Origin of the sequence: Synechococcus sp. KORDI-49 (genome assembly GCF_000737575.1) — a bacterium.
Classification (GTDB): domain Bacteria; phylum Cyanobacteriota; class Cyanobacteriia; order PCC-6307; family Cyanobiaceae; genus Parasynechococcus.
Genome location: NZ_CP006270.1, coordinates 2449100 through 2467960, shown reverse-complemented (window position 1 = coordinate 2467960; position 18861 = coordinate 2449100). Strand labels below are relative to the sequence as shown.

General features: G+C 50.0%; 33 protein-coding genes. 7 read left to right on the top strand and 26 right to left on the bottom strand.

Annotated features, from left to right (window positions below; all coding sequences use genetic code 11):
• Positions 1–162: 162 nt before the first annotated feature.
• From KR49_RS14035 to KR49_RS14520, 23 genes are all read right to left on the bottom strand, one after another.
• A complete protein-coding gene (locus KR49_RS14035; RefSeq protein ID WP_156957217.1) occupies positions 163–390 on the bottom strand; it encodes a hypothetical protein in 228 nt (75 codons plus the stop codon).
• A complete protein-coding gene (locus KR49_RS12455; protein WP_043696061.1) occupies positions 390–734 on the bottom strand; it encodes a hypothetical protein in 345 nt (114 codons plus the stop codon). Before KR49_RS12455 ends, KR49_RS14035 begins: the two co-directional genes overlap by 1 nt.
• Positions 735–824: 90 nt before the next feature.
• Positions 825–1463, bottom strand: coding sequence for a hypothetical protein (locus tag KR49_RS12450; RefSeq protein WP_043696058.1), 639 nt, complete (start codon positions 1461–1463; stop codon positions 825–827).
• Positions 1464–1551: 88 nt separating this feature from the next.
• Positions 1552–1983, bottom strand: coding sequence for a hypothetical protein (locus KR49_RS12445; RefSeq protein WP_156957216.1), 432 nt, complete (start codon positions 1981–1983; stop codon positions 1552–1554).
• 199 nt (positions 1984–2182) lie between these two features.
• Positions 2183–2821: a hypothetical protein gene (locus KR49_RS14030; RefSeq protein WP_156957215.1), complete on the bottom strand. Its 639-nt coding sequence runs from the start codon at positions 2819–2821 to the stop codon at positions 2183–2185.
• Positions 2818–3078 carry a hypothetical protein gene (locus tag KR49_RS12440; protein WP_156957214.1) on the bottom strand — a complete coding sequence of 87 codons (261 nt, stop codon included), beginning with the start codon at positions 3076–3078 and terminating at the stop codon, positions 2818–2820. The genes KR49_RS14030 and KR49_RS12440 overlap by 4 nt, the downstream gene beginning before the upstream one ends.
• A gap of 199 nt (positions 3079–3277) precedes the next feature.
• Positions 3278–3547, bottom strand: a complete 270-nt coding sequence (locus KR49_RS12435) for a hypothetical protein (protein ID WP_156957213.1) — start codon at positions 3545–3547, stop codon at positions 3278–3280.
• A gap of 81 nt (positions 3548–3628) precedes the next feature.
• Positions 3629–3766, bottom strand: coding sequence for a hypothetical protein (locus KR49_RS14105; protein WP_162176165.1), 138 nt, complete (start codon positions 3764–3766; stop codon positions 3629–3631).
• A gap of 35 nt (positions 3767–3801) precedes the next feature.
• Positions 3802–4191: a hypothetical protein gene (locus tag KR49_RS14025; RefSeq protein WP_156957212.1), complete on the bottom strand. Its 390-nt coding sequence runs from the start codon at positions 4189–4191 to the stop codon at positions 3802–3804.
• Between the two features lie 259 nt (positions 4192–4450).
• The gene (locus KR49_RS12430; RefSeq protein WP_043696046.1) at positions 4451–4846 is read right to left on the bottom strand and encodes a hypothetical protein; all 396 of its coding nucleotides are present in this window, start codon (positions 4844–4846) and stop codon (positions 4451–4453) included.
• Complete coding sequence (locus KR49_RS12425; RefSeq protein ID WP_043696043.1) at positions 4846–5529, bottom strand: hypothetical protein; 684 nt, start codon at positions 5527–5529, stop codon at positions 4846–4848. Before KR49_RS12425 ends, KR49_RS12430 begins: the two co-directional genes overlap by 1 nt.
• A 93-nt stretch (positions 5530–5622) precedes the next feature.
• Positions 5623–6219: a hypothetical protein gene (locus KR49_RS12420; RefSeq protein WP_043696040.1), complete on the bottom strand. Its 597-nt coding sequence runs from the start codon at positions 6217–6219 to the stop codon at positions 5623–5625.
• Positions 6220–7013: 794 nt separating this feature from the next.
• Complete coding sequence (locus KR49_RS12405; protein WP_156957211.1) at positions 7014–7238, bottom strand: hypothetical protein; 225 nt, start codon at positions 7236–7238, stop codon at positions 7014–7016.
• A 5-nt stretch (positions 7239–7243) separates the two neighbouring features.
• Positions 7244–7495: a hypothetical protein gene (locus KR49_RS12400; RefSeq protein WP_043696029.1), complete on the bottom strand. Its 252-nt coding sequence runs from the start codon at positions 7493–7495 to the stop codon at positions 7244–7246.
• Entirely contained in the window at positions 7492–7815 is a 324-nt protein-coding gene (locus KR49_RS12395; protein WP_043696027.1) for a hypothetical protein, read from the bottom strand. The genes KR49_RS12400 and KR49_RS12395 overlap by 4 nt, the downstream gene beginning before the upstream one ends.
• Before the next feature lie 3 nt (positions 7816–7818).
• The gene (locus tag KR49_RS12390) at positions 7819–8160 is read right to left on the bottom strand and encodes a hypothetical protein (RefSeq protein WP_156957210.1); all 342 of its coding nucleotides are present in this window, start codon (positions 8158–8160) and stop codon (positions 7819–7821) included.
• 222 nt (positions 8161–8382) lie between these two features.
• Positions 8383–8673: a hypothetical protein gene (locus KR49_RS12385; RefSeq protein ID WP_043696022.1), complete on the bottom strand. Its 291-nt coding sequence runs from the start codon at positions 8671–8673 to the stop codon at positions 8383–8385.
• A 190-nt stretch (positions 8674–8863) separates the two neighbouring features.
• Entirely contained in the window at positions 8864–9010 is a 147-nt protein-coding gene (locus tag KR49_RS14020; RefSeq protein ID WP_156957209.1) for a hypothetical protein, read from the bottom strand.
• Positions 9011–9205: 195 nt separating this feature from the next.
• Positions 9206–9478, bottom strand: coding sequence for a hypothetical protein (locus KR49_RS12380; RefSeq protein WP_043696019.1), 273 nt, complete (start codon positions 9476–9478; stop codon positions 9206–9208).
• 105 nt (positions 9479–9583) lie between these two features.
• Positions 9584–9742 carry a hypothetical protein gene (locus KR49_RS14015; protein WP_156957208.1) on the bottom strand — a complete coding sequence of 53 codons (159 nt, stop codon included), beginning with the start codon at positions 9740–9742 and terminating at the stop codon, positions 9584–9586.
• Between the two features lie 140 nt (positions 9743–9882).
• Entirely contained in the window at positions 9883–10215 is a 333-nt protein-coding gene (locus tag KR49_RS12375; RefSeq protein ID WP_052378262.1) for a hypothetical protein, read from the bottom strand.
• Between the two features lie 2 nt (positions 10216–10217).
• Positions 10218–10454 (bottom strand): hypothetical protein, encoded by a 237-nt coding sequence (locus KR49_RS12370; protein ID WP_043696016.1) that lies wholly within the window; start codon positions 10452–10454, stop codon positions 10218–10220.
• Positions 10455–10459: 5 nt separating this feature from the next.
• A complete protein-coding gene (locus KR49_RS14520; RefSeq protein WP_256381021.1) occupies positions 10460–10582 on the bottom strand; it encodes a hypothetical protein in 123 nt (40 codons plus the stop codon).
• Positions 10583–11822: 1240 nt separating this feature from the next.
• Between KR49_RS14520 and KR49_RS12360 the strand changes: the two genes are divergently transcribed.
• The 6 genes from KR49_RS12360 (at position 11823) to KR49_RS12325 (ending at position 16923) form a co-directional block, all read left to right on the top strand.
• Positions 11823–12767 (top strand): hypothetical protein, encoded by a 945-nt coding sequence (locus KR49_RS12360; RefSeq protein WP_043696010.1) that lies wholly within the window; start codon positions 11823–11825, stop codon positions 12765–12767.
• A 95-nt stretch (positions 12768–12862) separates the two neighbouring features.
• The gene (locus KR49_RS12355; protein WP_156957207.1) at positions 12863–13663 is read left to right on the top strand and encodes a hypothetical protein; all 801 of its coding nucleotides are present in this window, start codon (positions 12863–12865) and stop codon (positions 13661–13663) included.
• 485 nt (positions 13664–14148) lie between these two features.
• Complete coding sequence (locus KR49_RS12345) at positions 14149–14520, top strand: AbrB family transcriptional regulator (RefSeq protein WP_043696001.1); 372 nt, start codon at positions 14149–14151, stop codon at positions 14518–14520.
• 532 nt (positions 14521–15052) lie between these two features.
• On the top strand, positions 15053–15652 hold the full coding sequence (locus KR49_RS13075) for a site-specific integrase (RefSeq protein WP_156957206.1): 600 nt from the start codon (positions 15053–15055) through the stop codon (positions 15650–15652).
• Complete coding sequence (locus tag KR49_RS12335) at positions 15649–15855, top strand: hypothetical protein (RefSeq protein ID WP_043695998.1); 207 nt, start codon at positions 15649–15651, stop codon at positions 15853–15855. The genes KR49_RS13075 and KR49_RS12335 overlap by 4 nt, the downstream gene beginning before the upstream one ends.
• Positions 15856–16662: 807 nt before the next feature.
• Entirely contained in the window at positions 16663–16923 is a 261-nt protein-coding gene (locus tag KR49_RS12325; RefSeq protein WP_253912768.1) for a hypothetical protein, read from the top strand.
• Between the two features lie 16 nt (positions 16924–16939).
• Here the strand turns inward: KR49_RS12325 and KR49_RS12320 are convergent, their stop codons facing one another.
• From KR49_RS12320 to KR49_RS12305, 3 genes are all read right to left on the bottom strand, one after another.
• Positions 16940–17323 carry a hypothetical protein gene (locus KR49_RS12320; RefSeq protein ID WP_043695992.1) on the bottom strand — a complete coding sequence of 128 codons (384 nt, stop codon included), beginning with the start codon at positions 17321–17323 and terminating at the stop codon, positions 16940–16942.
• A complete protein-coding gene (locus KR49_RS12315) occupies positions 17320–17517 on the bottom strand; it encodes a hypothetical protein (RefSeq protein WP_043695989.1) in 198 nt (65 codons plus the stop codon). Before KR49_RS12315 ends, KR49_RS12320 begins: the two co-directional genes overlap by 4 nt.
• Before the next feature lie 384 nt (positions 17518–17901).
• Positions 17902–18240 carry a hypothetical protein gene (locus KR49_RS12305; protein WP_043695984.1) on the bottom strand — a complete coding sequence of 113 codons (339 nt, stop codon included), beginning with the start codon at positions 18238–18240 and terminating at the stop codon, positions 17902–17904.
• 143 nt (positions 18241–18383) lie between these two features.
• Here KR49_RS12305 and KR49_RS12300 point away from each other — a divergent pair, with 143 nt between their 5' ends.
• On the top strand, positions 18384–18650 hold the full coding sequence (locus KR49_RS12300; RefSeq protein WP_084188051.1) for a helix-turn-helix domain-containing protein: 267 nt from the start codon (positions 18384–18386) through the stop codon (positions 18648–18650).
• Positions 18651–18861: the final 211 nt, after the last annotated feature.

Genomic DNA, 18861 nt, shown 5'->3' with positions numbered 1-18861 from the left:
TTTGGTAGGAGAGGAGTGCAAGTTGCTCAAGTGTGAGATCGATACACAGGTAGTCGCCGTCAATATGAGAAACAAGAGAACGGGAAAAAGAGACAATGCGTTCTTCACAGCACGGGCATTTGTGGACGGTAGTTTTAAGCATCAAACAGGTGCTCCATCTCTCTAAATCACAGGATCTTCGTCTTCACTGGATGAATACCACTCCAACATCATCTCTGCTGTTTCTTGGGCGGCAAGTGCAAAAGCACCTTGGTACTTGTTGCAAAAATCAGTCCACTCCTCTTCTGTAAGTCTCTGATCCATATCTACGGCATCTTTATCCAAGGTCTGCGTAAGAACTCTTCCGCAAGCAACGTCAAGGTCAGAAACATAGCGACGTGAATAAGTCATCACAGAGTCTCGATAACAGGTTTGTCAGTCGGCAGAGCATCCTCAAAGTTTTCGTCGTAGTTGCCACGCGTCAGGAGTACGACCTCTTCGCCAGTCTCGATTGTTCCCTGAGATGCCTCATAGACACGCTCGCTGAAGATTTCGTATGCCATATCAAAATTGGGGCACTCATTAGCGTCGATTTCCACCAGGTGGTAATTGTTCAATAACTTGTCTTGAAGGTATTCCACCTCTGCAAAATCAATTCCGCGTTCAACAAGGTCGAATGGATCGAATTTCAGATGCTTTACGTCGAAGATGAAGGCATCACTGCAATATGCAGGTGCCGAAGTGGTTACGGTCATCGTATTTTGATATAAGGAATAAAAGGGACAAACACCAGCAGTTGCCTGGTCCCCTGCAGGGTTTATTGACGGTCTGAGGTCGTCAGCAACTCAGAGAGTATGGACTACCGATGAGGTCGAATCACTCAGTTGGGTACGTGCCTCGCTCAGTTCCACTTCTGCACTCTTCACCACAGATCGCTGTTGAAGAACATCCTGCTCAACTGATGCCAATCGTTTTGTCTGGCGGAAAAGTTGATCAGTCAAATCCCACACGTTCAAGGCAAGGGCAAGCGGACCAAAGGAGGACATGTCATATCCCCGCTTGATACCAGTTTCACGGTTGTACTCCCACGTAATGTCTTCAGGGGATACAAATTCAGCAGCAACGTTCTGGATAAAGGAACGGTGCGCGTTGAGAGATTTTGCAGAGAGGTCTCGTCCGCTGCGATAAGAGCAGAGGCGGTAGAAGGTCATGCCTGCGCTCCAAGTGCTGGAAGGGACTTCCTTCTCCTCGGTCTCCCTGTTGAACTGCGGAGTGAAGTCGCGCTCGATCTGGGCACCCTTAGCAATACCCTTCATGTATTCGAGTATCAAGGTCTTCTCCTGATCATTGGAGAATTCAAGACCAGAAAGTTGCGCCGTGATTTTCTCGATATTCTCTTCCCGCCAGGAGCGGTAGTAGCGACGTCGCTCCTCCCAATCCCAAGAATCAAGACTGGCGAGGAATAGATCGTTGTTGTATTTCATTTTTTTGTATTAGAAAGTCGTGCATTAGTTACCACTCAGTCTCCTCAACGCACCAAGGGTTTAGTGACGGTCTGAGGTCGTCAGTGGGTCATTTGACGGAGGGGACCTTATCCATGAAGTAATAGTCCTCACGACCCTGGTTGTGGTTCATTGCGTCTTCCCACATTGCATGACCTTCCTCAGACAGGAATTCATCAAATGCCTTCTTCGGGGGTGAAAGTGGAAAAGGATGAACGTCGCCACAACAATCAAAGATAATGAATCCACGATCAATCTCTGGATTGCTAAATGCGATTACCTCATTTTGGTGGAGAGGATGAACAAGTCCGAAACCAGTTGTATCGTCGGAGTAAGGTGATTTTAATTTCACCAAGTCAAACTTTTCATTTGGATCTTCCCCGTTGTACTTGATAAATGCAGCAAGCAACCGATGTGATGCTTCCCTGTACTCCTCATCAGAACCATCTGAGAGAACTTCACCAATAGTTCTCTGGTCATCGTCTTTTAATGTCTGACTCATGATCAATAGGTGGCAGGGAACTCGGTGACTACTTGCGTCGTTCTGCCATCTGCCTTAAAGCGAAAGCGGCAACCAGTCTTCTTTCGAAACTCCTGCATAAAAGAAATAAATTCATCTACATCAGTTGCAGGCACCTGATCGACGAGATAGTTCGTCTCTGTGGGTGGATTGGAAAACTTGTAATTAAACTCAGACATGATTAAACGGTGTAGGAAGAAGGGAATAAGAATGCAAAACTTTTGACAACTGGAATACCAACTTTTTGACACAGACGGGCGGATCGACCACAACAAGTAATCGAAGGGACAACCACTTGAAGATTGTCTCGGACCTCTCGCACAAGTTCCTTCAAGGAGTCGAGGTCACTCATTACCAATGCTCGCCATTGTTGGTATATCAAGGAACCATATTTGCCAGTGATATCCTTCTCAATTGCTTCAGGGTGGAACCTATAAACACCACCTGTGTTTACACTAATTGAAAAATCATAGAACTTATTTCGCGTATCATGATCAACTCCAACAGTCCACAAACCATTGGTAGCAGTAAGAATTACCTTGAGTTTCTTATGACTTTCTCTAACCCATTCTCCTTCTGGATTTTCCTCAATCTCAAGTCCGCTTAGATCTGGATTAAAGAGGTCGTCAAGCGAATACGAGTGATTGCGTCTGGTGTATTCTGCGGTCCAGTCAGATTGCTGAGCACGTACGTTTCCAATGCGATTGTCAGTGCGTAAGCGAAAAAAGTTGTTGATGTATTGCTCAGAAGATAATTCACTAAATCCCCCGCCTGATTTACGGGAGGGGATGGTGGACGCAATTAAGAGATTCGATTTCATACGGAAGCAAACAGTGGTTCGGTGGCGATAGAGGTATTAGGAATGGGTTCGACAGACATGAAGACCTTTCCAACCACGAAGTCCAGGAGGTATTCCTTGATGTGCTTGTAGTAATGGTCGGAGTAGACCAGGTCTTCTACCTCGTAGTCAGAGAGGCGACCTTCTACTTGCAGGTGCTCTGGGAAACGATCCAGCACACGGGCAATGCAATCTTCGAATTCAAAGGGAAGTTCATCGCGCACGAAAGAGAGCGCCAAGTTGCGGAGTTCTTTTTGGGTCATTGTTAAAAGGATTTTGTTAGTGATCAGTCTTCAGACATGTAAGACGAATAGAGTTCGTCTCCTTTAAGTTCAATTAGTTCTTCGAGTCGATGTTCAAGAAAGTCGGGGTCTTCGTTGCAATAACCAATCAATGCGTGGAGAAGTTCCCACTTCTGGTCGTCGGTAATAAGCATTTTCAAACAGTGAGTTGAACTTCTTTGCCGTCCTTTTCGACGAACCAGGTCGTTCTTAGGTAAACCTCAAATCCCTGCTTACGCAGGTCTCTTGCTGCTTCCTTGCCGTCCCACCCGTAAATATCTTTTCGAAATTCAGTTAGGGAGTAGTCGATGCTATCCAGCAAGGTGTCGCGATATTCCTCAAGTTCGCAGGCAACAGTCCTGACGTCGTCAAGGATTGATTCGTCAACCTTCAACAATTGAGGTTTCTTTTCTGTTAATTCAGGCATTTTCAAAACATGAGTAAGAGTGTTCTTTGTCCTTTTGCGTCTCTCCAGAACTGAATCTTGAAGACACGCCCTAAAAACCACTTATGCCAATACAAGGGTTTCTTCCTCCTTGCGATTGATCTCTTCTGGAGCAACCCAATAAGGGTTCTCCAGTTCTCCAGGAAAGGGCGCATAAAGACCCTCTTCGATCTCCTGGAAGATCTGCGCGTAGATATTCATGGGTTAAGAGCAAGTGTTCTGGTTAGATCTGTTCTTCAGCGCAGAACACGCGCTTTTCTCTTTCCCTCTGGGCGCTGGTAAAGGGAGGGGAGTGAGGCAACAACCTCATGCCCTTCCATTGCTTGAACTGCCTCAGGGGCAGCAGGAGGAGTCCAGGTTTTCAACGAGGGGTCAAATGAAACCCGCGCACGGCGTGTAACGCGGCGGCGCTTGGGTGAACCACTGGGCGATGCACCAGTCCAGGTGCGTTGCTTCTTGTCCTTAAGCGCCTCTCCAGTTGTCTTGGCACCTTCCCGAACCAGGGGGTTCAGATGCATTGCCTTGAACTTCTTGAGGAAGAAACGCTCTTGCTCGCTAAGCGTGCAGTACCCGTAGGTGTCTGCGTGGTTCTTGAGGCGGTCGTAGGTCTGCTGAGCAGTAAGCAACGTGAGTGCTGCGAAGGAACAGATGCCCCAATGACCGAAGGGGCGTCTTGATGGAGGAAGCACTCCTCTTTCGCGGCGGCGCAGGGTTTAGAGGCAGTTGCCGATTGCCTGATGGTTGGTTGGGGTGCCACCCCTGTTGTTCATGTACTTAGTGTAGCGACTTTCTCCGCGCAGAGAAGGTCATGTTTGCAAATCGAAACAAAGAGACGACGTCTCCATGCGGAGAGAGCAGTGTGCTTTGGGATCTCCTGTCCTGCGGTCAGGTGTGCAGTGAGGGGAACTCCTGTTCAGCAGTTCCAAGGTCTTCTTGGAGGGCGGTGTGGACATAGCGGAAGGCAGCAAGGCACCCGCTGTTGAACCCGTTCTCCCAATCCGAGTTGATCAGTGCTTCGGTGAGTTGTGCCCGCAGTTCTTCGGACATCTCCTCTGCATTGCACCTCGGCGGCAACTCCCCATTGAGTTTCGCTACCTCATCTGGATAGATCTCTTGGACCCTTGCCTGAGCATTGAAGGCACCCTCACGGATGTGATCGGGGACTTTGTCCCAGTAATCGGTGTCTTCCTTGGGGCGGGAGCGGGAATACCAGACAAGATCGGAATACTTCCGCTCCTTCTTGGCAAACGCTTCGGCGTGCTCGTTTCGGTAGATGCGCATTACTTCTGCCCCACCAGTTCGGTCGTGGTCGTTCCAGAGGTCTGCTTCGTGACCTGGAGGATCAGGTCTTCTTGGATCTTGTCGAGGTGTCCATCCATGACCATGTCCCACTCATCGCTCCAGAGGTCTTCCAATTCATCCACGGCGTCCTCGTCCTCAGGGTTCTCTGCCTCTTCCCAGAGACCTGGGTGGTTCTCCTTTGCCCAGGTCTCTCTCAACTTGCTGATCTCGGTGCAGTAGTCCAGGACCACTCCGTCTTTGGCGACGGTGACCCCGCAGAAGTCTTCTCCACACTCGTCGTAATGGAGGGTCAAGAGGACCCCAGGGAACTTCTTGGAGAGCACCTCCATGCAGTGCTCGTTGAGGGGTGACCATGCACTCTCGAAGGGGATGTCGAAGTCAGTGCTGGGTTCCGTGGGGAAGTCCAATCCGTGCCCCTCGTAATCAATCCACCTGGTGCCCCAGTTCAAGTTGCGCCAGTCCCACCAGGAGTTCTCACGAATGGTGGGTTCGTTCTGCAGGATCTCCTGCTTCTCTTCTTCGGTCTTGGCGTGGAAAGCAGCATGAGTCTCTGGAAACTTGTGGGGGACGGGAGTCACCGTGTAGTCGGGTTCGGGGAAAAGGGTCGTGAGGAAACCTCCCACCTTCTGCTCTCCTGCCACACAGGCATCTACAACCTCCATCCATTGGTCAACTGAGAGACCTGTGAAAGAAAGATAATTTGAGCAATGATTTGCCATATTCAATAAGTAAATAACAGATTAACGAATTAACAGTTAGAAGTCAGAATATTTGAGTTGCCTTATTTCGCGTCGATACATATCACGTTGAAAGCGAAGTTGATTTAGCGCATACAAGTCCTTTCTGACTTGTTCTATCTGTTCAAATATTTGGACTAATGATTTGGTGGTTTGGTTGTTGCTTTCTTTCAGTTCCTGGTTGTATGCCTCCTCTAATTTTAGAAATCGATCAAGTTTGACTCTGAGGTCACGATGGACCCGTCCAAGGGATGGATTTAAGACCTTCACCACCTGATCAATGACAAGTTCATGAGACGAACCTGACCCTCCATGGCAAGTGCCTTGAAGGGTGTGCTCAAACTTTTGGGTAATGAGTTTTTGGTCTGTTAGGTCACTGGATAGGAACAGGTCCTTAATTAGGAAATACCCTGCAACACCCACAACAGCGTCACACTTGTTTTGTAGAAACTGAAGGGGATGAACAAGGGATTTTTCAGGGTCAAAGGGAATGTGGGTCTGAATCCAGAACTTCTCAACCTCACGCTTGAGGGTGGAGGCAGAGAGTTCGGGTTGTTTGGTAGTCCCTGAATGGAATGAAAGGGAAAGGACCCGCGCACCATTCAGGACAGACATTAGTAATCAGGGTATTGGTCAAGTTTTGCCTCGGACATTCCCCGAAGCATGTCCCAGGCACGTTGTCCTGAGACGGCGTATTCAGAGCAGTAGAAGGACACCATGTCCTCCGTCAGTTCAAGCAGTTCATTTGCCTGATCGCAGTAGTCGTCAAATATGGTTTCCATCATCCGTTTGATATCAGCAGAACGCGCTCGCGTCGAAGTGTGAGGAGGTTGTCGTACTCCTCCTGGTCTTCAGGCAACAAACAAAGGTTGTTTGCACGCCAGAGATTTCTAAGCACCAAAAGGCGCTTCAATACTTTTGCAGGTTTCATTTCTACGATTAGGCGCTGTTAATTTGTTAATGTGTTATTTGGGCAGTCCCCACTTCATCTCCAAGTACTTTGCTGCCGCAATACGTATCTTGTCCGTGAAGACCTCAAGATCTTTATCCTCAATGCGCTGAGGGAAATTCTCAGGATCTTTCGTCCTGAAATACGTGGAGGCATAGCACTCCAACTTGTCGAAGTAATTGGTATGCTCCGAATCCAGAACCTGCATCACGAGGTCCTGGTGTTCCTTAGTTCCGTAAATAGCGTCCATCTGTTCTTCTTTGGTCTATGGGTTATAGGAAAGAGTCAAGGTGACCTTCCAGTTAAAGTCCTCAGTCAAGATCTCAATTTCCTCTCCCGAGTCGTCATAGAGAGGATGGTTAAGAAGATAGTGTTCTATCTCGTCAGGAAGACAGTTCTGGTCAAGACAAAGAACTAAGTCTTCCTCCATTTTTGCAAGCAGGTCAGGAGTCATCTGGTTCTATGATTTGTATTCAAAGTAGTCTGGGAATAACTTATAGATCTGTGCCACTTCATCAAAGACCTCTTCGCACCATTCCTGGTCTTCATGGGTCAAACCAGATGCTGCACACAAGTCCTCATAAAATCTATATGCAGGTTTCATTCTCTGCGAAGAAATGGCACGGCAAATCTCTTCAGCATAATAATAAGCAGTTTGCTTCTCATTTTCAGTAGGCGTTTCCATGATCATCAGTGAAATTCACATCCCATTTGGGTGAGCACTTGGTCACGAAGACTATCCTTTTCATCGGTGTCTTCCTCCATATACCAACCTTCAATTTTCTGCTCATCCATTGCAATGTCGTAGTCAGAAATCAAGTCATACACAATTTCATCAATATCAATCATGTAATAAACTTTGTCCCAAAATCTTCCGATTATTTCTTTAGGTGTTACTGGGTCGGACACGAAGTCCCGAACCCTGATTTTTGCTTCACTCATAATGGGTTGTAGTTGCCTGGATCAATCTGGTAGTGGGGCAAATAGACTTGCTGGAAGTAATCCCACATATCTTTCATGCACTCCACATATTCTCTTGTCCTTTCCTGTATCTCTGATTCCGTTGCTGCCATCTCACATTCCATGAGTTGTTGGAAGTGATGCTCTCGCATCATGAATGAGAAGAGAGAAGCAATGGTCTGGTTTTTCAGGTTCTCGCCTGATAGTCCATTGCTTGATAGCAATTCAATGTGACTGTCGAGGTTCCACTCATCATCTTCTGGAACTACGCAAAAGTCCCACTGAGTACAAGTTGCGGTCATTCTTCAATCGCAGCGTTCGCCAGGACAGATTTCCCATGTGGTTCCATACATCTCCTTTGCTGCTTCTTCGTCCTTGACGATTAAGGTTGCGAACTCCTTAGGAGTCATTCCATAAAAATTGAAGTCATCCTCGTTCTCATCCTCAAAGGTTCCTTCACCCATTGCTGCCTCTGACAGGATTTCAGACAGGTGAGTGATTGCACTTGCCTCATCACAAGGTCCTGTAAAGTCCCATCCACAACGGAACTCTTCCTCACCCTGCCTAATAAAAGTCTCTGCCTTGTAGGTCTGTGTTGCGGTTGTCATCTGAAAAAATGAATAGGTTGATTTCTCAGCACTTCTCACGAAGCGGGTTTAGCGACGGTCTGAGTTGATCGTCGGTAAATCGATACTCTTATTTGGTCAACTTCTTGAAATAGTCTTCAGATGCAATATGCCCCGTATAACCAGGGAAGAACTGCTGCATCAGCGCAGGTATGCCCATTGCCGTAATACTGCTATCGATACGAATCCAAACCTCTTTTCGATCCTCAAGAACGATATGAGGGAAAGGGAAGTCTGGTCTTCTCATACCTCAGCAGTCTCACGCCAATCGATGAACCCAGATGGATCGGTGTAAAACACAACACCTTCCCACACACCTTCCTTAATCAGGTTATGCAGTTGCATAAACTCAGATGAATTCGAAAAGTCAGTAAATTCCCAATTAATTTCACCAGCATCGCCTGCCAATAGCATATAGATTGATCTTTTCCTAAGATCAACAATTACTGCTGTAATCAGAATGAATTCACCGTCTTCAATGTAGAAGGATTCATTGCCCTTTGTGGCGATGGAAATGAAGTCTGAATCGAACATTGTTGGAGTGGATAAAGTGAGGTTTCGTTCTTCAGTTCAAATTCTTTCTCTACCTTTTCTTTCTTGCCCTTGCATTCCGAATTTGAGTCGGAGTGGGAACTTTGCGTCCACCACGGGCAGCACGCTTGGCATGACGGATGACTGTTCTGATCATGTGGATGAAGAAGTGAGTGATCGGTTCAGGCAGTAATCAGTTATTAATTTCTTTCTTGTAAGCACTCAGACCTTCCAGTTGACGCATGACGTCGCTGAAACCCACCAGGTCGCCCAGGGTGAACTCTGTTTCGGCGTAGGTGGTCTCTTCGGTTGTGTTCTCGGTTTGATTCAGTACCAGCATTGGTTTGAGCGGTAGTAGGTGGATCGAGAACCAGTTCGCTGTTCGCGTTGGGTTTAGTGACGGTCTGGTGTCGTCAGTGCTTTGAGGGTCCTGCCCTCGCTTGATGTCCTTAGTATAACGACTTTCTCTGTGCGGAGAGGGTCGTGTCAACAAATCGAAACAATTCCATGACCTCTCGCCACGGAGAAGGTCTCATCAGACAACCTCTTGGATGTCGTTGCAGGCATCGATGACCTGGTCAGTCAGTCGCACCAGTTCCCGATGGCGATCAGACAGGGAGGAAACACCCCAGCGGTAAAAGGGAAGTCCCATAGAACGCAATTGGTCATTGGTCTCTGCGATCAGGACCATCACGTCGTAGGCATACCCGCTACCCAGGCAGAAGTCCTCAGCGAAGCGGGTCAACACCTCGTCGATGCAGATGCGAAGGAACTCCTGACGGGGAAGGCGATCAACAGAGAGGGTCATGGTCAGTTGGTTGCGAGTGCTTATGCCATTGGGACGCTTTGGAGGTGAGTAATTCCCAAGGTGTGGAATCTGTCCCTCGGGAATACTCAAAGAAGTGCCCAGAACTCAGTCGAGGTCTGCGTAGTTGCCGTCTTCGTCGTACACACCCTTGAAGTAGGTGCCCTTGGAGGGGTTGTAGTTCTCCGAATAGTCGATGCGGCGTCCGCCCTGGTTCCAGTCCTGGCGGTTGTAGGGACGGCGTGGGCGGGGATAGCGGTTGGTCATAGGTGAAGAAGAAGTGGTTGGTGGGGCATCGGTTCCGCCCCCTTTGCTCTTGCCTAAAGTCTAACGACTTTCTCCGCGCGGAGAAAGCAGTATCAACAAACCGTAACAAAGGGACGACATCGCCTTGCGGAGAAGGTCGCTTATGTTGCCTCTTGCTGGCATCTGTTCATTGCCTCCTCGTAGTCCAGGGGGGTGTCGATGTATTCCCTGTTCCAGAGGGTGCAAACGGACTGGAGGTCCATTGCGTCCTTTTCGATTGGTTCGAACCCCTCCTTCCTGAGTTGCCCCCAGGTCTTGGGTTCAGAGTGCTCCTTCTGTGCCTCGTAGAAGGGACGGAGCAGTGCGTATTCCTGAATGGTCAGGGACTCTTTGGGAGGTAGGGAACCCTGCTGACAAGCAACCTCCTGAACGGATGGCGGGTGCTTTTCGTCAGAGGTGAGTGCCCACCACAGATCGCGGAAGAAACGAAGCATGGTCAGAGGTCCTCCATGCATTCGTTGAGGGCAGCGATATCCAGAGCGGGATCCATGAAGGAGACGCCGTCTGGGGTCTGAACCTTCCCGAAGGAATGGAGGAGGACATCAGCAAGGTCCTTGTAGTTGCCACCGCCACGGGCAATGCGGCGGGCAAGGACGGTCAGTGATTCTTCGTTGCCCATCCAAAGGGCGATGTTCCAGGTGGCGTGGTTCGCCCATCCGTTGAAGGTGCTCATGGTTCTCAGCGGGATTTGGCGAAGAGGTCACAGGTGCTGGTTTTGCCCTTCACCCGCAGTTCTGCGGTCTTCATGAGGGTTGCCAGTTGGGCGGGGGAGAGTTCCTTGCGGTTTTTGGTGCGGGGCATGGTGGGTAGGTAGTGCGGAGAGGGTCGTATGCCTCCCCCGATCTGTACCCTTTATAGGACCTTCTCCGTGCGGAGAGGGTAATAGGTAGACGGTTCTCTCGACTGTCCACTCTCTACGACTATCTCCGCGCAGAGAGGGTCATGGTCTATCGCAAAAAGCAGTAATTGCAGTTGTAGTCACAGGGCATATGACCTTCTCTGCAAATAGAAATGCACGTTTTTTGCCCGTTGAGGGGGTCAGGTTGATCTTCCTGTTGGAACTACAACCCTTTTGCGGAGAAATCGTTGTCTTAACGCAGAGAGGGTCATAGGGTTTCGGCAGAAGCAAACCCAACTCCATGGAGAAGCACTCACTTCCTGTTCTGGTGGCGGTCCTCATGGCATTTCCTTTGCCTGCAGGTGCCCAACACCAGAACACCTTTGAAACCTGTCGCTCTTACAGGCACACGGAGACATATGTCCCTGGGCGGATCAATGCCAATGGGCGCTACGAACAGGGGGAGGTTCGAACCAAGCGGCGTCGCATCGACTGCGCCCCCGATGGATACACGACGGCACATGCGGAGCATCACTACGGGCACCCTCCTGCTGGTTACCCATATCCAGTCCCTGTTCCCTATCCCCAGCACCAAGGAGGAGGAGGGCAACCAGTCGTGGTCAACAACTCGCCCCCCGCACCTGAATGCGGAGGAAAACTTGTCCGAATGGGATTAGGCGGAATCCTGGGTGGAGTTGCTGGTCGCTACGCAGTGGGAGGACGCAAGTCCAACAAGACAATCCTCGGCACAACGATCGGCGCAGTCGCGGGTTCTCTGGTTGGGAGAGCAACTTGCTGAGAGTTGCCCTGCTGTCGTTCCTGGTGCTTCTTGCCTCTGATGCACAAGCAGACACCCTTTCGCCTTGCGGTTGGAGGGGGACAAGAACCCTGCGTTGCTACGAGGAGACCAATGGGGTCCTCAACTTTCAACCCGATGAAGAGACCTACTGGGAAGGCGGTGTGGAGGAACTTGAAAGGGTGACGGGCAGAACGTTCGTCAGTCCCTATGAGAAGGGCATCCTGTACGAACCATTGATACGACCAACACCCTCCAGAACTGGTTCGGAGAATCCTTGACTTGACGAAAAAATTGCTGAAAACCCTGCTGATCACACGACTTTTTGGAAACTGCTTACCAAATTCGATGTACGACTCTCCAAACGGAGAAGTCGTGCGGTTCAATGAGGGGGTCTGAGGGGTCTGATGCCAACTCGTAAGAAGACCAAGGACGTTGCTGCCTACCTGGCAGAACTGCAAACCTCAGACATCAAGGGATCTGTCGACGACATCCTCCTGACCTGCAAGGTCGTGCGATCCGCCAAGGAGTGCTTGTCTGAAAGCGACTTCAGAGACCTCAGAGACCAGTGCGTTGCCGAGGACCTGTACTCATCAAAGATCTGGTCGAAACTCCTGCAGATCGGTCTGGATGACCGTCTCTACGAAATCCAGGCAAAGGACAAGAAGGGGGAGGTCCTACCTGCCTCCTACACGACCCTCCATCTGATCCACTGCCTCGACGACGAGGAACTGAATGAAGCAGTAGCGGATGGGGTCATTCACAAAGACGCATCGCAAGGTGCTCTGAACCGATGGATCAAGGCACGCCGCTTCCAAGGCACGGTGCAGGAGTTGCCTCAGGACTTCTCAACCGTTGCGGAGATCCTTGCCCCTGCAGAACTGGAAGAGGAAACCTTGGAGCGATTCAAGGGTGACCTGGAGAAGTTGGTTGGCATCTATGGGTTTAAGACCAAGTACGGGGATGACCAGACGATGGTTGCCCTGCGCCTCATCCGTTCCAAGGACAAATCAGAAGACGTTGCGGTTGCTCTTGCAAAAGCACTGCGAAGCACATGGGATGGGGCACCAGATGACCTCAAGAAGCAGTTCGAACTGACTTCACTGGAAGACCTGGTTCAAGCACCAATGGGGACCTTCACAGGGTTCCTGAACAAGTTGCGGGAAGGGCGTGAAGGGTTCTGGATGCTCCATGCCAATGACTACATCCAGAAGAACGCTCTGGAGTACCTGAAGTCGGCATCCAAGGGGCAACGGTTCAACTACAGGCGGAGACTGAAGGAGGTCGCAGAGAAGCACCCACACCTGGCGAAGACAATCGAGGAAACCCTCGCTGGCGTAATGAGTTATTGACTGTTAATTCGTTAATCTGTTAATTCAATTTTGTGTTGAAAAGTAAACAGAATACACTATATAATGCATAATTTTGATATAATCATACATAGGATTTGCTAAGCAAGGCATTTCTGAAAATAAAACTTCTCAGCGAAAGCGATAAACGCGTCAAAGAGAAACCTTATAGAAAATATCTTAGGAGCAGATATGAAGTCATGAGAAAAGCATTGTCGCCCTATATGGGCAAATACGTCTTATGCAGAGGATGGATTACGGACTGGGAAGATCTGCCTAACAACACAAGGCGGTTCTACGTATCACAACCAACCATCAGAAAACCAGACAAGAGCAAACTATTTCAAGACCAAGAGCGCATCACAACAGAACATCATTTAAATCTATTCATCAGCAAGGAAGACCTGGATTCCTATGGAATGGAATTCGGAATGAATCTACCCATTAACTTTTCAGGAACCGTCGAAAGATATACAAGAAAGAATGGGACGGAGGACTACGGGATATACCCGACTATTGATTCAACATTGCATACGAAACTAAATCTTGTTGCCGCGATAACGGAAATACTATCTGAAAGACCCACTTATACGCCGCAGGAATACCTGTGGGCAAAGTCACTGGACCCCATTATGCAAGTCCTAGGAAAACAACTGGAGTCAGCAGGAGACGAACTGCCAACATTTGACTGCACCTACGAGGACTACAAACTTGAATTAGAGATGTGGGAAATCGCAGGCAAGAAGATGACTGAACACATCAGATCGATCTGTAGCAATCGTCGGTTCAGGCGAAGAAACAAGATCAAAGGAAATTTTGCAAAAATGTTGGATGGGTATGTTCGAAAACCTGACGACATGATGGACGAAAAACTACTCACTGCATTTGGATTATCATGAACACACAAGAAATACTGGTGACCTTCCCCGCAGTTACTGGGGGACTGTTAGAGGAATCGGTCTACATCAACCCATCTCAGATTGGTTATATCAAGGAGATGGCAAAGATCCTCAAACTGGAAGAAGGATTAAACATCGTCATCGGGGAACCATCCCCATGAGTAGACCCAAAACCCTTCCACAAGAAATCGTGGAACTGCTAGATGCTCAAGAAAGAGCGATCAGTTATGCCCTGAAGCATTTAAAGGATGACCAAGACTTCATGTGTAAGGTCGTTGAATGCTGGGGGCGATGGCGGACCGCAGGCGCCAATGGTTACAAGTACAAGAATGGAAAGTGGAAGGTAATGAGAGATATGCCAAAGCAGATTCAGGGGGAGGAGGAGACCCAGAACAACGCAGGTAACCAGTCATGACAGTGGTTCTGACCCCTTGAAGACTTGAGAGACTCGAGTTACACCATGAATAAGCATTCACTCTTCCCTCATGCTTACTGGTACTGAACTGCTCACTAAGGTCAAAGAACTTGGTGATGTCTCAAAGACCGACCTAGCAACCCAGTGCGGTTATGTCTCCAAGAAAAAGGATGGTTCCGATCGGGTGAACTTCACTGCCTTCTATGAGGCGCTTCTGGGCGCCAAAGGCATTGAGTTGGGTGGTGGTGGTGCTGCTATCGGCAAAGGTGGTCGGAAGTTGTCCTACACCGCCACGGTGCAGGGAAATGGCAACCTTCTGGTCGGTAAGGCATACACCGCACTGCTCGACCTGAATCCTGGTGACGAGTTCGAAATCAAACTGGGTAAGAAGGCAATTCGCCTCATCCCTGTGGGTGGTTCTGAAGAAGAGTCTGAGGAGTGAGGTCCTGGTAACGGATTAACGGATTAACAGACCCAAACCAGAACTTAGGGGTACTTCGGTGCCCCTTTTTTGATGTCTGGGCGTTCCCTTGGTGCCCAATCAGAGCAACAGACGTTGGATTGCCTCTGGTTCTCGACCAATCCCTCATGAAGGTGGCAGGCACAGATGGGCAGGCAAAGAAAGGACGGGTGGTAGTGGAAATATCTGCAAGAGAGGCATGCCCGACCACCGTCACCTGCAGGTTGAAGAAACCTATGAGGAAGAAACCTCCATTCCTCAGGTGGGTTGGTCATGGACTATCCCGCGACTGGACCCAACACTAATACATCCGTACCAACTACTCGCCAACTTAATAGAGGTCATACATGAGTCTCATATCCAGTCTCAGAAAAAGGCAGAAATCAAGAACCCCTGCAAACACTGGGTTTCTTGGTTGGTCTTTGAACGAAAGACCAACCTACCTGTTTTATCTACATTGATCTCCGTGCGGAGAGGCAGTATGTTCTGAGTGTCCACGGGAATCGAACTCCCCATGACCCTCTTCTACAAAGTCAACCGATCTGGGAAGGCGAAGGTCCTCTCTCCTGAGGAACGGACCCTGATCCAGGACAACCTGCCTCAGAAGTACCGACTGGTCGCTGACCTCCTTTATTGGTCTGCTGGTCGAATCAGTGAAGTACTCGCCATTCGTGTTCGAAATCTTGTTCCCGAAACGGGGATGGTGATCCTCGAACGTGGAACAACAAAGATGAAAAAGAGTCGGGAGGTGTATTTACCTCCAAAACTCATGGATTCACTTGTTCTGCGCGCGCGTGGACTCCGACTCCAACCAAACGATTTCCTTTTCTTCAACCAATCGCCCACTCAGTCTCGCAACGGCATCACCATGCCTCTGTCGTCTGCTGCCTTCGATAAGGAACTGCGGAAGGTCTGTGAATGGAACGGTCTCTCGGGTGTGTCCTCTCACTCCTATCGGAGGACACAACTAACAGAGTTGTACCGCGATGGATGGACCCTCAGGGAAATCCAACAGATCTCTGGTCATCGGTCTCTGGCATCGCTCCAGGAGTATCTGGACGTCGATAGAGACAAGGTTGTGGGCAAATACCGCAAGCGTATGGGGGCAGCATGAGCAACTCAGACCCCATTCTTTGCCGCCTTGAACTCACGGTCGATAAGGCACTGAACGACTGCTCTAAGCGCCTTAAACGCCTTGATGGAAGGGACAAGAAGGCACTCCAGGAAGAGTGGTTGGAATTCAACAGCATCCAGGACTGGGACGATTTAGAGGTCCTCTACATGGACTTCTTTCAGGTGTGGAGTGAGGACACATGACTCACTTCATCCAATGGAAAGACCCACAAGGTGTCTATCACTATTTCTCCACTCATTCAGACATTCAATCCTGCCGTATGCCCAGTGACGACTGGTGTTCGGCAGTCACATCAATCCATCAAATCGCAGTCCCCAAAGGGAATGTCCTTGCATTCCTAATTTGCTGATTTGGGTCTGTTAATTCGTTAATCTGTTAACAGAGTCGCTGCTGCACCTTGTCGACGGGTCAGCAGTACCCCACGGAGCAGGAACGCCCACTTCATTGCCTCAACCCCATAACTCCAACCCCAGACCTGCCAGTGCTGCTGCCCTCCTGAGGCATGAGGACGCAGCAACTTCAGCAGCAGGTGCCTTCGATGCCGACTCCAATGGTTCTGATGCCACTGCTGAGTAGTGGAGGAGGTCGCCATCAGCAGTGGGGATGGTCAGACGCCCAGTGACCACAACAGCACCACCAACCTCCTGAACCGACTGAACTTCCCAGCACCAACCAGGGGCACGGTGGTGAAGATGGCGAGCAATGGTGTTCCAGGGGCAGTAGGTCAGGGTCGCTGTGCCCTGCTTCCTGGTCTTGAGGTGGCGTGGATCAATGGGTCTTGATAGATCTGCCAGGGTTTCAGCAGTGGGTCGGAGTGAGAACTTGACGGCACCTGATGCCTGAGTGCCGTTGTTGCTGGTCTTGAGCATTGGATTGAACCTCTGTGGGTTTCAGTGCTGATAGTATAGCGCCTAGCGCTGCATCTGTAAAGATTAGTGCTGCGGGTGTTTGGCGCTTAAGTAGCGTTGAGGTGTCTCTGCCGAACGGGTATGAGCGCCATCACGCAACCACTTTTGGATGCCTTGGATCACCTCTGCTATCAGGTTGATGGTGATCCTGAGATTGAGCAGGAGTTTTATGACGCTGAAACTCCAGAGGAGATGGTGAACCTGGCGGTTGGGACGGGGATCCTGATTAATGCCGATGACTTCCGTGCCTTACTGAGGAGCGGAAGCACAGAGCGATGGGTCGTGCGTGGCGAACCAACGGATAATCCAATCGCTCATCTGCAACAAGTCTTTGGTCTCTGATGCTGCTTTTGTTGTCTTAGATCTCTTGAACCATGCAGAGATAGGAACTCACCAACGGTTGTGCTCGTCCATCCCGCTGTGCCTGCTTCTGGATCGCCTTGACTGCTTCCCGCACTTCAGGGGCATAGTCCCAGGAGGTTCGTGATCGCTGCTTGAGAACCCATCCACCAGGGACACGAATGCCATAGCGCAATTCAGGATCTGAGAAGACCTCCAGCAGTTCAGCGTCAATTGCTTTGCGCTCTTGGTCCAGGATCTTCAGTTGATCGGTGAGTTCAATCCGCCTTAGCAGCAGTTGATCAGGTTTCCAGTCCTCCAGATAGGCGTAGGGGTTATGGCGTTCAGGCGGCAGCGTCTCCACCAGTCGCTGAAGATCTGCTTTGGAGATCGGTGGGGTCATTTTTTGCCATAGAGAGCACCCTCGTCCTCCAGTCGGTTGTAGTGGCAACGGATGGCGTCTTCCACGATGGCGGCAAGGGTGGTGGATTGATTGGTTCGACGCCTGAACTCCTGAATCTCAGAAACCAGTTCCATCGTGTCCTGATTCAGACGAATGCCGAACTGCTTGGGTGCGTCAGGGTGATCAGATGCCATTGCTGGTGCGGGTCGTGGGTCAAGTGTGGCAGGGGATTTCTCCCCCACCAGCAACGGCAAGAACCATCAGGCGGTTACCAGGCAATGGTCTTTTGCTGCTGCCACTGCCTGCTCCAGGGTCTGGTGGCAGGAAAGGGTGCGGGTCTCCCAGCACATCTCACCCACCTGTGAGCGGCGGCAGAGTTGAAAGTCACCCGAGCGTGAATGGCGAACCAGCATTCCCTGATGCTCAGGACTGGTGAAGTGCCAGCAGAAGGGAGTGGATTGATGAAGCATGGTCTTGAACCTCTGTGGGTTTCGGGAAAGGTGTTGGAGGGGCGGGTTTCTATGAACCTCTTGCCCCTCAACGCTCAAAATATAGCACAGAAACTAGACAACGCAGTATTAGACGCTAATTCTGTCCAATGGTTCGCTCTGCTGTGCTGCCACCTCCAGTGCCATGGCATCGAGGAGGTGGTCACTGACAGATCGGGTGCTGCTGTTCAGGCGAGCGTTCATTGCCTTGCCAAAGAGGGCAGAGAACTCCGTGCTCACAGTGGCGGAGAGCAGATCAGCGGCAAATGCCCAGTGCTCCAGCATCACGGCATTGGACAGGTGACCATCGGCAATGGCATCAGCGGAGTCCTGCTCCCATTGGCAGCACTGGTTCCGAAGGGCAGTCACGATCACACCCTGGGCAGCGTTGAGGGTTGCCAGGTCAATGGTGGAAAGGTCAGTCGGCATGGTCTTGAACCTCTATGGGTTTCTGAAGTGGGGTTGAGAGGGCGGGTTTCTGTGAACCTCTTGCCCTCAACGCACTAACTATAGCAAAAATTACTGAGGATGCAGCGTCTCATGCTGATATTGCGACATGCTGCGCTTGGGGTATGGTGCGCTTTATGGCAAAACAAGTTCGTCTGACACTGCCCAAGGCAATTGCCAAGGCAAATCTGCGTCGTGCGGAGGTGGGCGAGAAACCCATCACCATGAACGCCTTGTCAGTTCAAGCAGGGGTGGCAGCGACGACCATCACCCGCCTGGCACGGAACGATGACAAGGCAGCAGCAGCACTTTCACTGGATCTGGCATCCAAGATCGTGACACTGCTGGATTGCGGGATTGAGGATTTGTTGGAAGTGGTTGAAAAGGATTAGTTCTCCAACTCCAGAAAGAAATCCTCATCCGTTCTCTGGATCACGAATGTTTGCTTTGTTGAGACAAGAAATATCAATCTCTTCTTTGGGAAAAGGAATCAGACCACTCTGGAAAAGTTTGATCCCTTATCTCATCAACTCAGACGATCCAGGTCAGGAACACTGGATTATCTGATAACTCACTATGAATGGTTTCAGAACAACCGTAGTG

Coding starts and splice junctions, on each gene's coding strand:
- KR49_RS12335 (WP_043695998.1), top strand. CDS start 15,649: ATGAGCAACTCAGACCCCATTCTTTGCCGCCTTGAACTCACGGTCGAT.
- KR49_RS12455 (WP_043696061.1), bottom strand. CDS start 734: ATGACCGTAACCACTTCGGCACCTGCATATTGCAGTGATGCCTTCATC.
- KR49_RS12425 (WP_043696043.1), bottom strand. CDS start 5,529: ATGGAGGTTGTAGATGCCTGTGTGGCAGGAGAGCAGAAGGTGGGAGGT.
- KR49_RS14015 (WP_156957208.1), bottom strand. CDS start 9,742: ATGACCAACCGCTATCCCCGCCCACGCCGTCCCTACAACCGCCAGGAC.
- KR49_RS14105 (WP_162176165.1), bottom strand. CDS start 3,766: ATGAATATCTACGCGCAGATCTTCCAGGAGATCGAAGAGGGTCTTTAT.
- KR49_RS14020 (WP_156957209.1), bottom strand. CDS start 9,010: ATGCTGGTACTGAATCAAACCGAGAACACAACCGAAGAGACCACCTAC.
- KR49_RS12300 (WP_084188051.1), top strand. CDS start 18,384: ATGGTGCGCTTTATGGCAAAACAAGTTCGTCTGACACTGCCCAAGGCA.
- KR49_RS12435 (WP_156957213.1), bottom strand. CDS start 3,547: ATGCCTGAATTAACAGAAAAGAAACCTCAATTGTTGAAGGTTGACGAA.
- KR49_RS12405 (WP_156957211.1), bottom strand. CDS start 7,238: ATGGAAACGCCTACTGAAAATGAGAAGCAAACTGCTTATTATTATGCT.
- KR49_RS13075 (WP_156957206.1), top strand. CDS start 15,053: ATGACCCTCTTCTACAAAGTCAACCGATCTGGGAAGGCGAAGGTCCTC.
- KR49_RS12345 (WP_043696001.1), top strand. CDS start 14,149: ATGCTTACTGGTACTGAACTGCTCACTAAGGTCAAAGAACTTGGTGAT.
- KR49_RS12430 (WP_043696046.1), bottom strand. CDS start 4,846: ATGCGCATCTACCGAAACGAGCACGCCGAAGCGTTTGCCAAGAAGGAG.
- KR49_RS12400 (WP_043696029.1), bottom strand. CDS start 7,495: ATGAGTGAAGCAAAAATCAGGGTTCGGGACTTCGTGTCCGACCCAGTA.
- KR49_RS12380 (WP_043696019.1), bottom strand. CDS start 9,478: ATGACCCTCTCTGTTGATCGCCTTCCCCGTCAGGAGTTCCTTCGCATC.
- KR49_RS12420 (WP_043696040.1), bottom strand. CDS start 6,219: ATGTCTGTCCTGAATGGTGCGCGGGTCCTTTCCCTTTCATTCCATTCA.
- KR49_RS12395 (WP_043696027.1), bottom strand. CDS start 7,815: ATGACCGCAACTTGTACTCAGTGGGACTTTTGCGTAGTTCCAGAAGAT.
- KR49_RS12320 (WP_043695992.1), bottom strand. CDS start 17,323: ATGACCCCACCGATCTCCAAAGCAGATCTTCAGCGACTGGTGGAGACG.
- KR49_RS14030 (WP_156957215.1), bottom strand. CDS start 2,821: ATGAAATCGAATCTCTTAATTGCGTCCACCATCCCCTCCCGTAAATCA.
- KR49_RS14520 (WP_256381021.1), bottom strand. CDS start 10,582: ATGCCCCGCACCAAAAACCGCAAGGAACTCTCCCCCGCCCAACTGGCA.
- KR49_RS14035 (WP_156957217.1), bottom strand. CDS start 390: ATGACTTATTCACGTCGCTATGTTTCTGACCTTGACGTTGCTTGCGGA.
- KR49_RS12445 (WP_156957216.1), bottom strand. CDS start 1,983: ATGAGTCAGACATTAAAAGACGATGACCAGAGAACTATTGGTGAAGTT.
- KR49_RS12360 (WP_043696010.1), top strand. CDS start 11,823: ATGCCAACTCGTAAGAAGACCAAGGACGTTGCTGCCTACCTGGCAGAA.
- KR49_RS12305 (WP_043695984.1), bottom strand. CDS start 18,240: ATGCCGACTGACCTTTCCACCATTGACCTGGCAACCCTCAACGCTGCC.
- KR49_RS12325 (WP_253912768.1), top strand. CDS start 16,663: ATGAGCGCCATCACGCAACCACTTTTGGATGCCTTGGATCACCTCTGC.
- KR49_RS12315 (WP_043695989.1), bottom strand. CDS start 17,517: ATGGCATCTGATCACCCTGACGCACCCAAGCAGTTCGGCATTCGTCTG.
- KR49_RS12375 (WP_052378262.1), bottom strand. CDS start 10,215: ATGCTTCGTTTCTTCCGCGATCTGTGGTGGGCACTCACCTCTGACGAA.
- KR49_RS12370 (WP_043696016.1), bottom strand. CDS start 10,454: ATGAGCACCTTCAACGGATGGGCGAACCACGCCACCTGGAACATCGCC.
- KR49_RS12450 (WP_043696058.1), bottom strand. CDS start 1,463: ATGAAATACAACAACGATCTATTCCTCGCCAGTCTTGATTCTTGGGAT.
- KR49_RS12385 (WP_043696022.1), bottom strand. CDS start 8,673: ATGTTCGATTCAGACTTCATTTCCATCGCCACAAAGGGCAATGAATCC.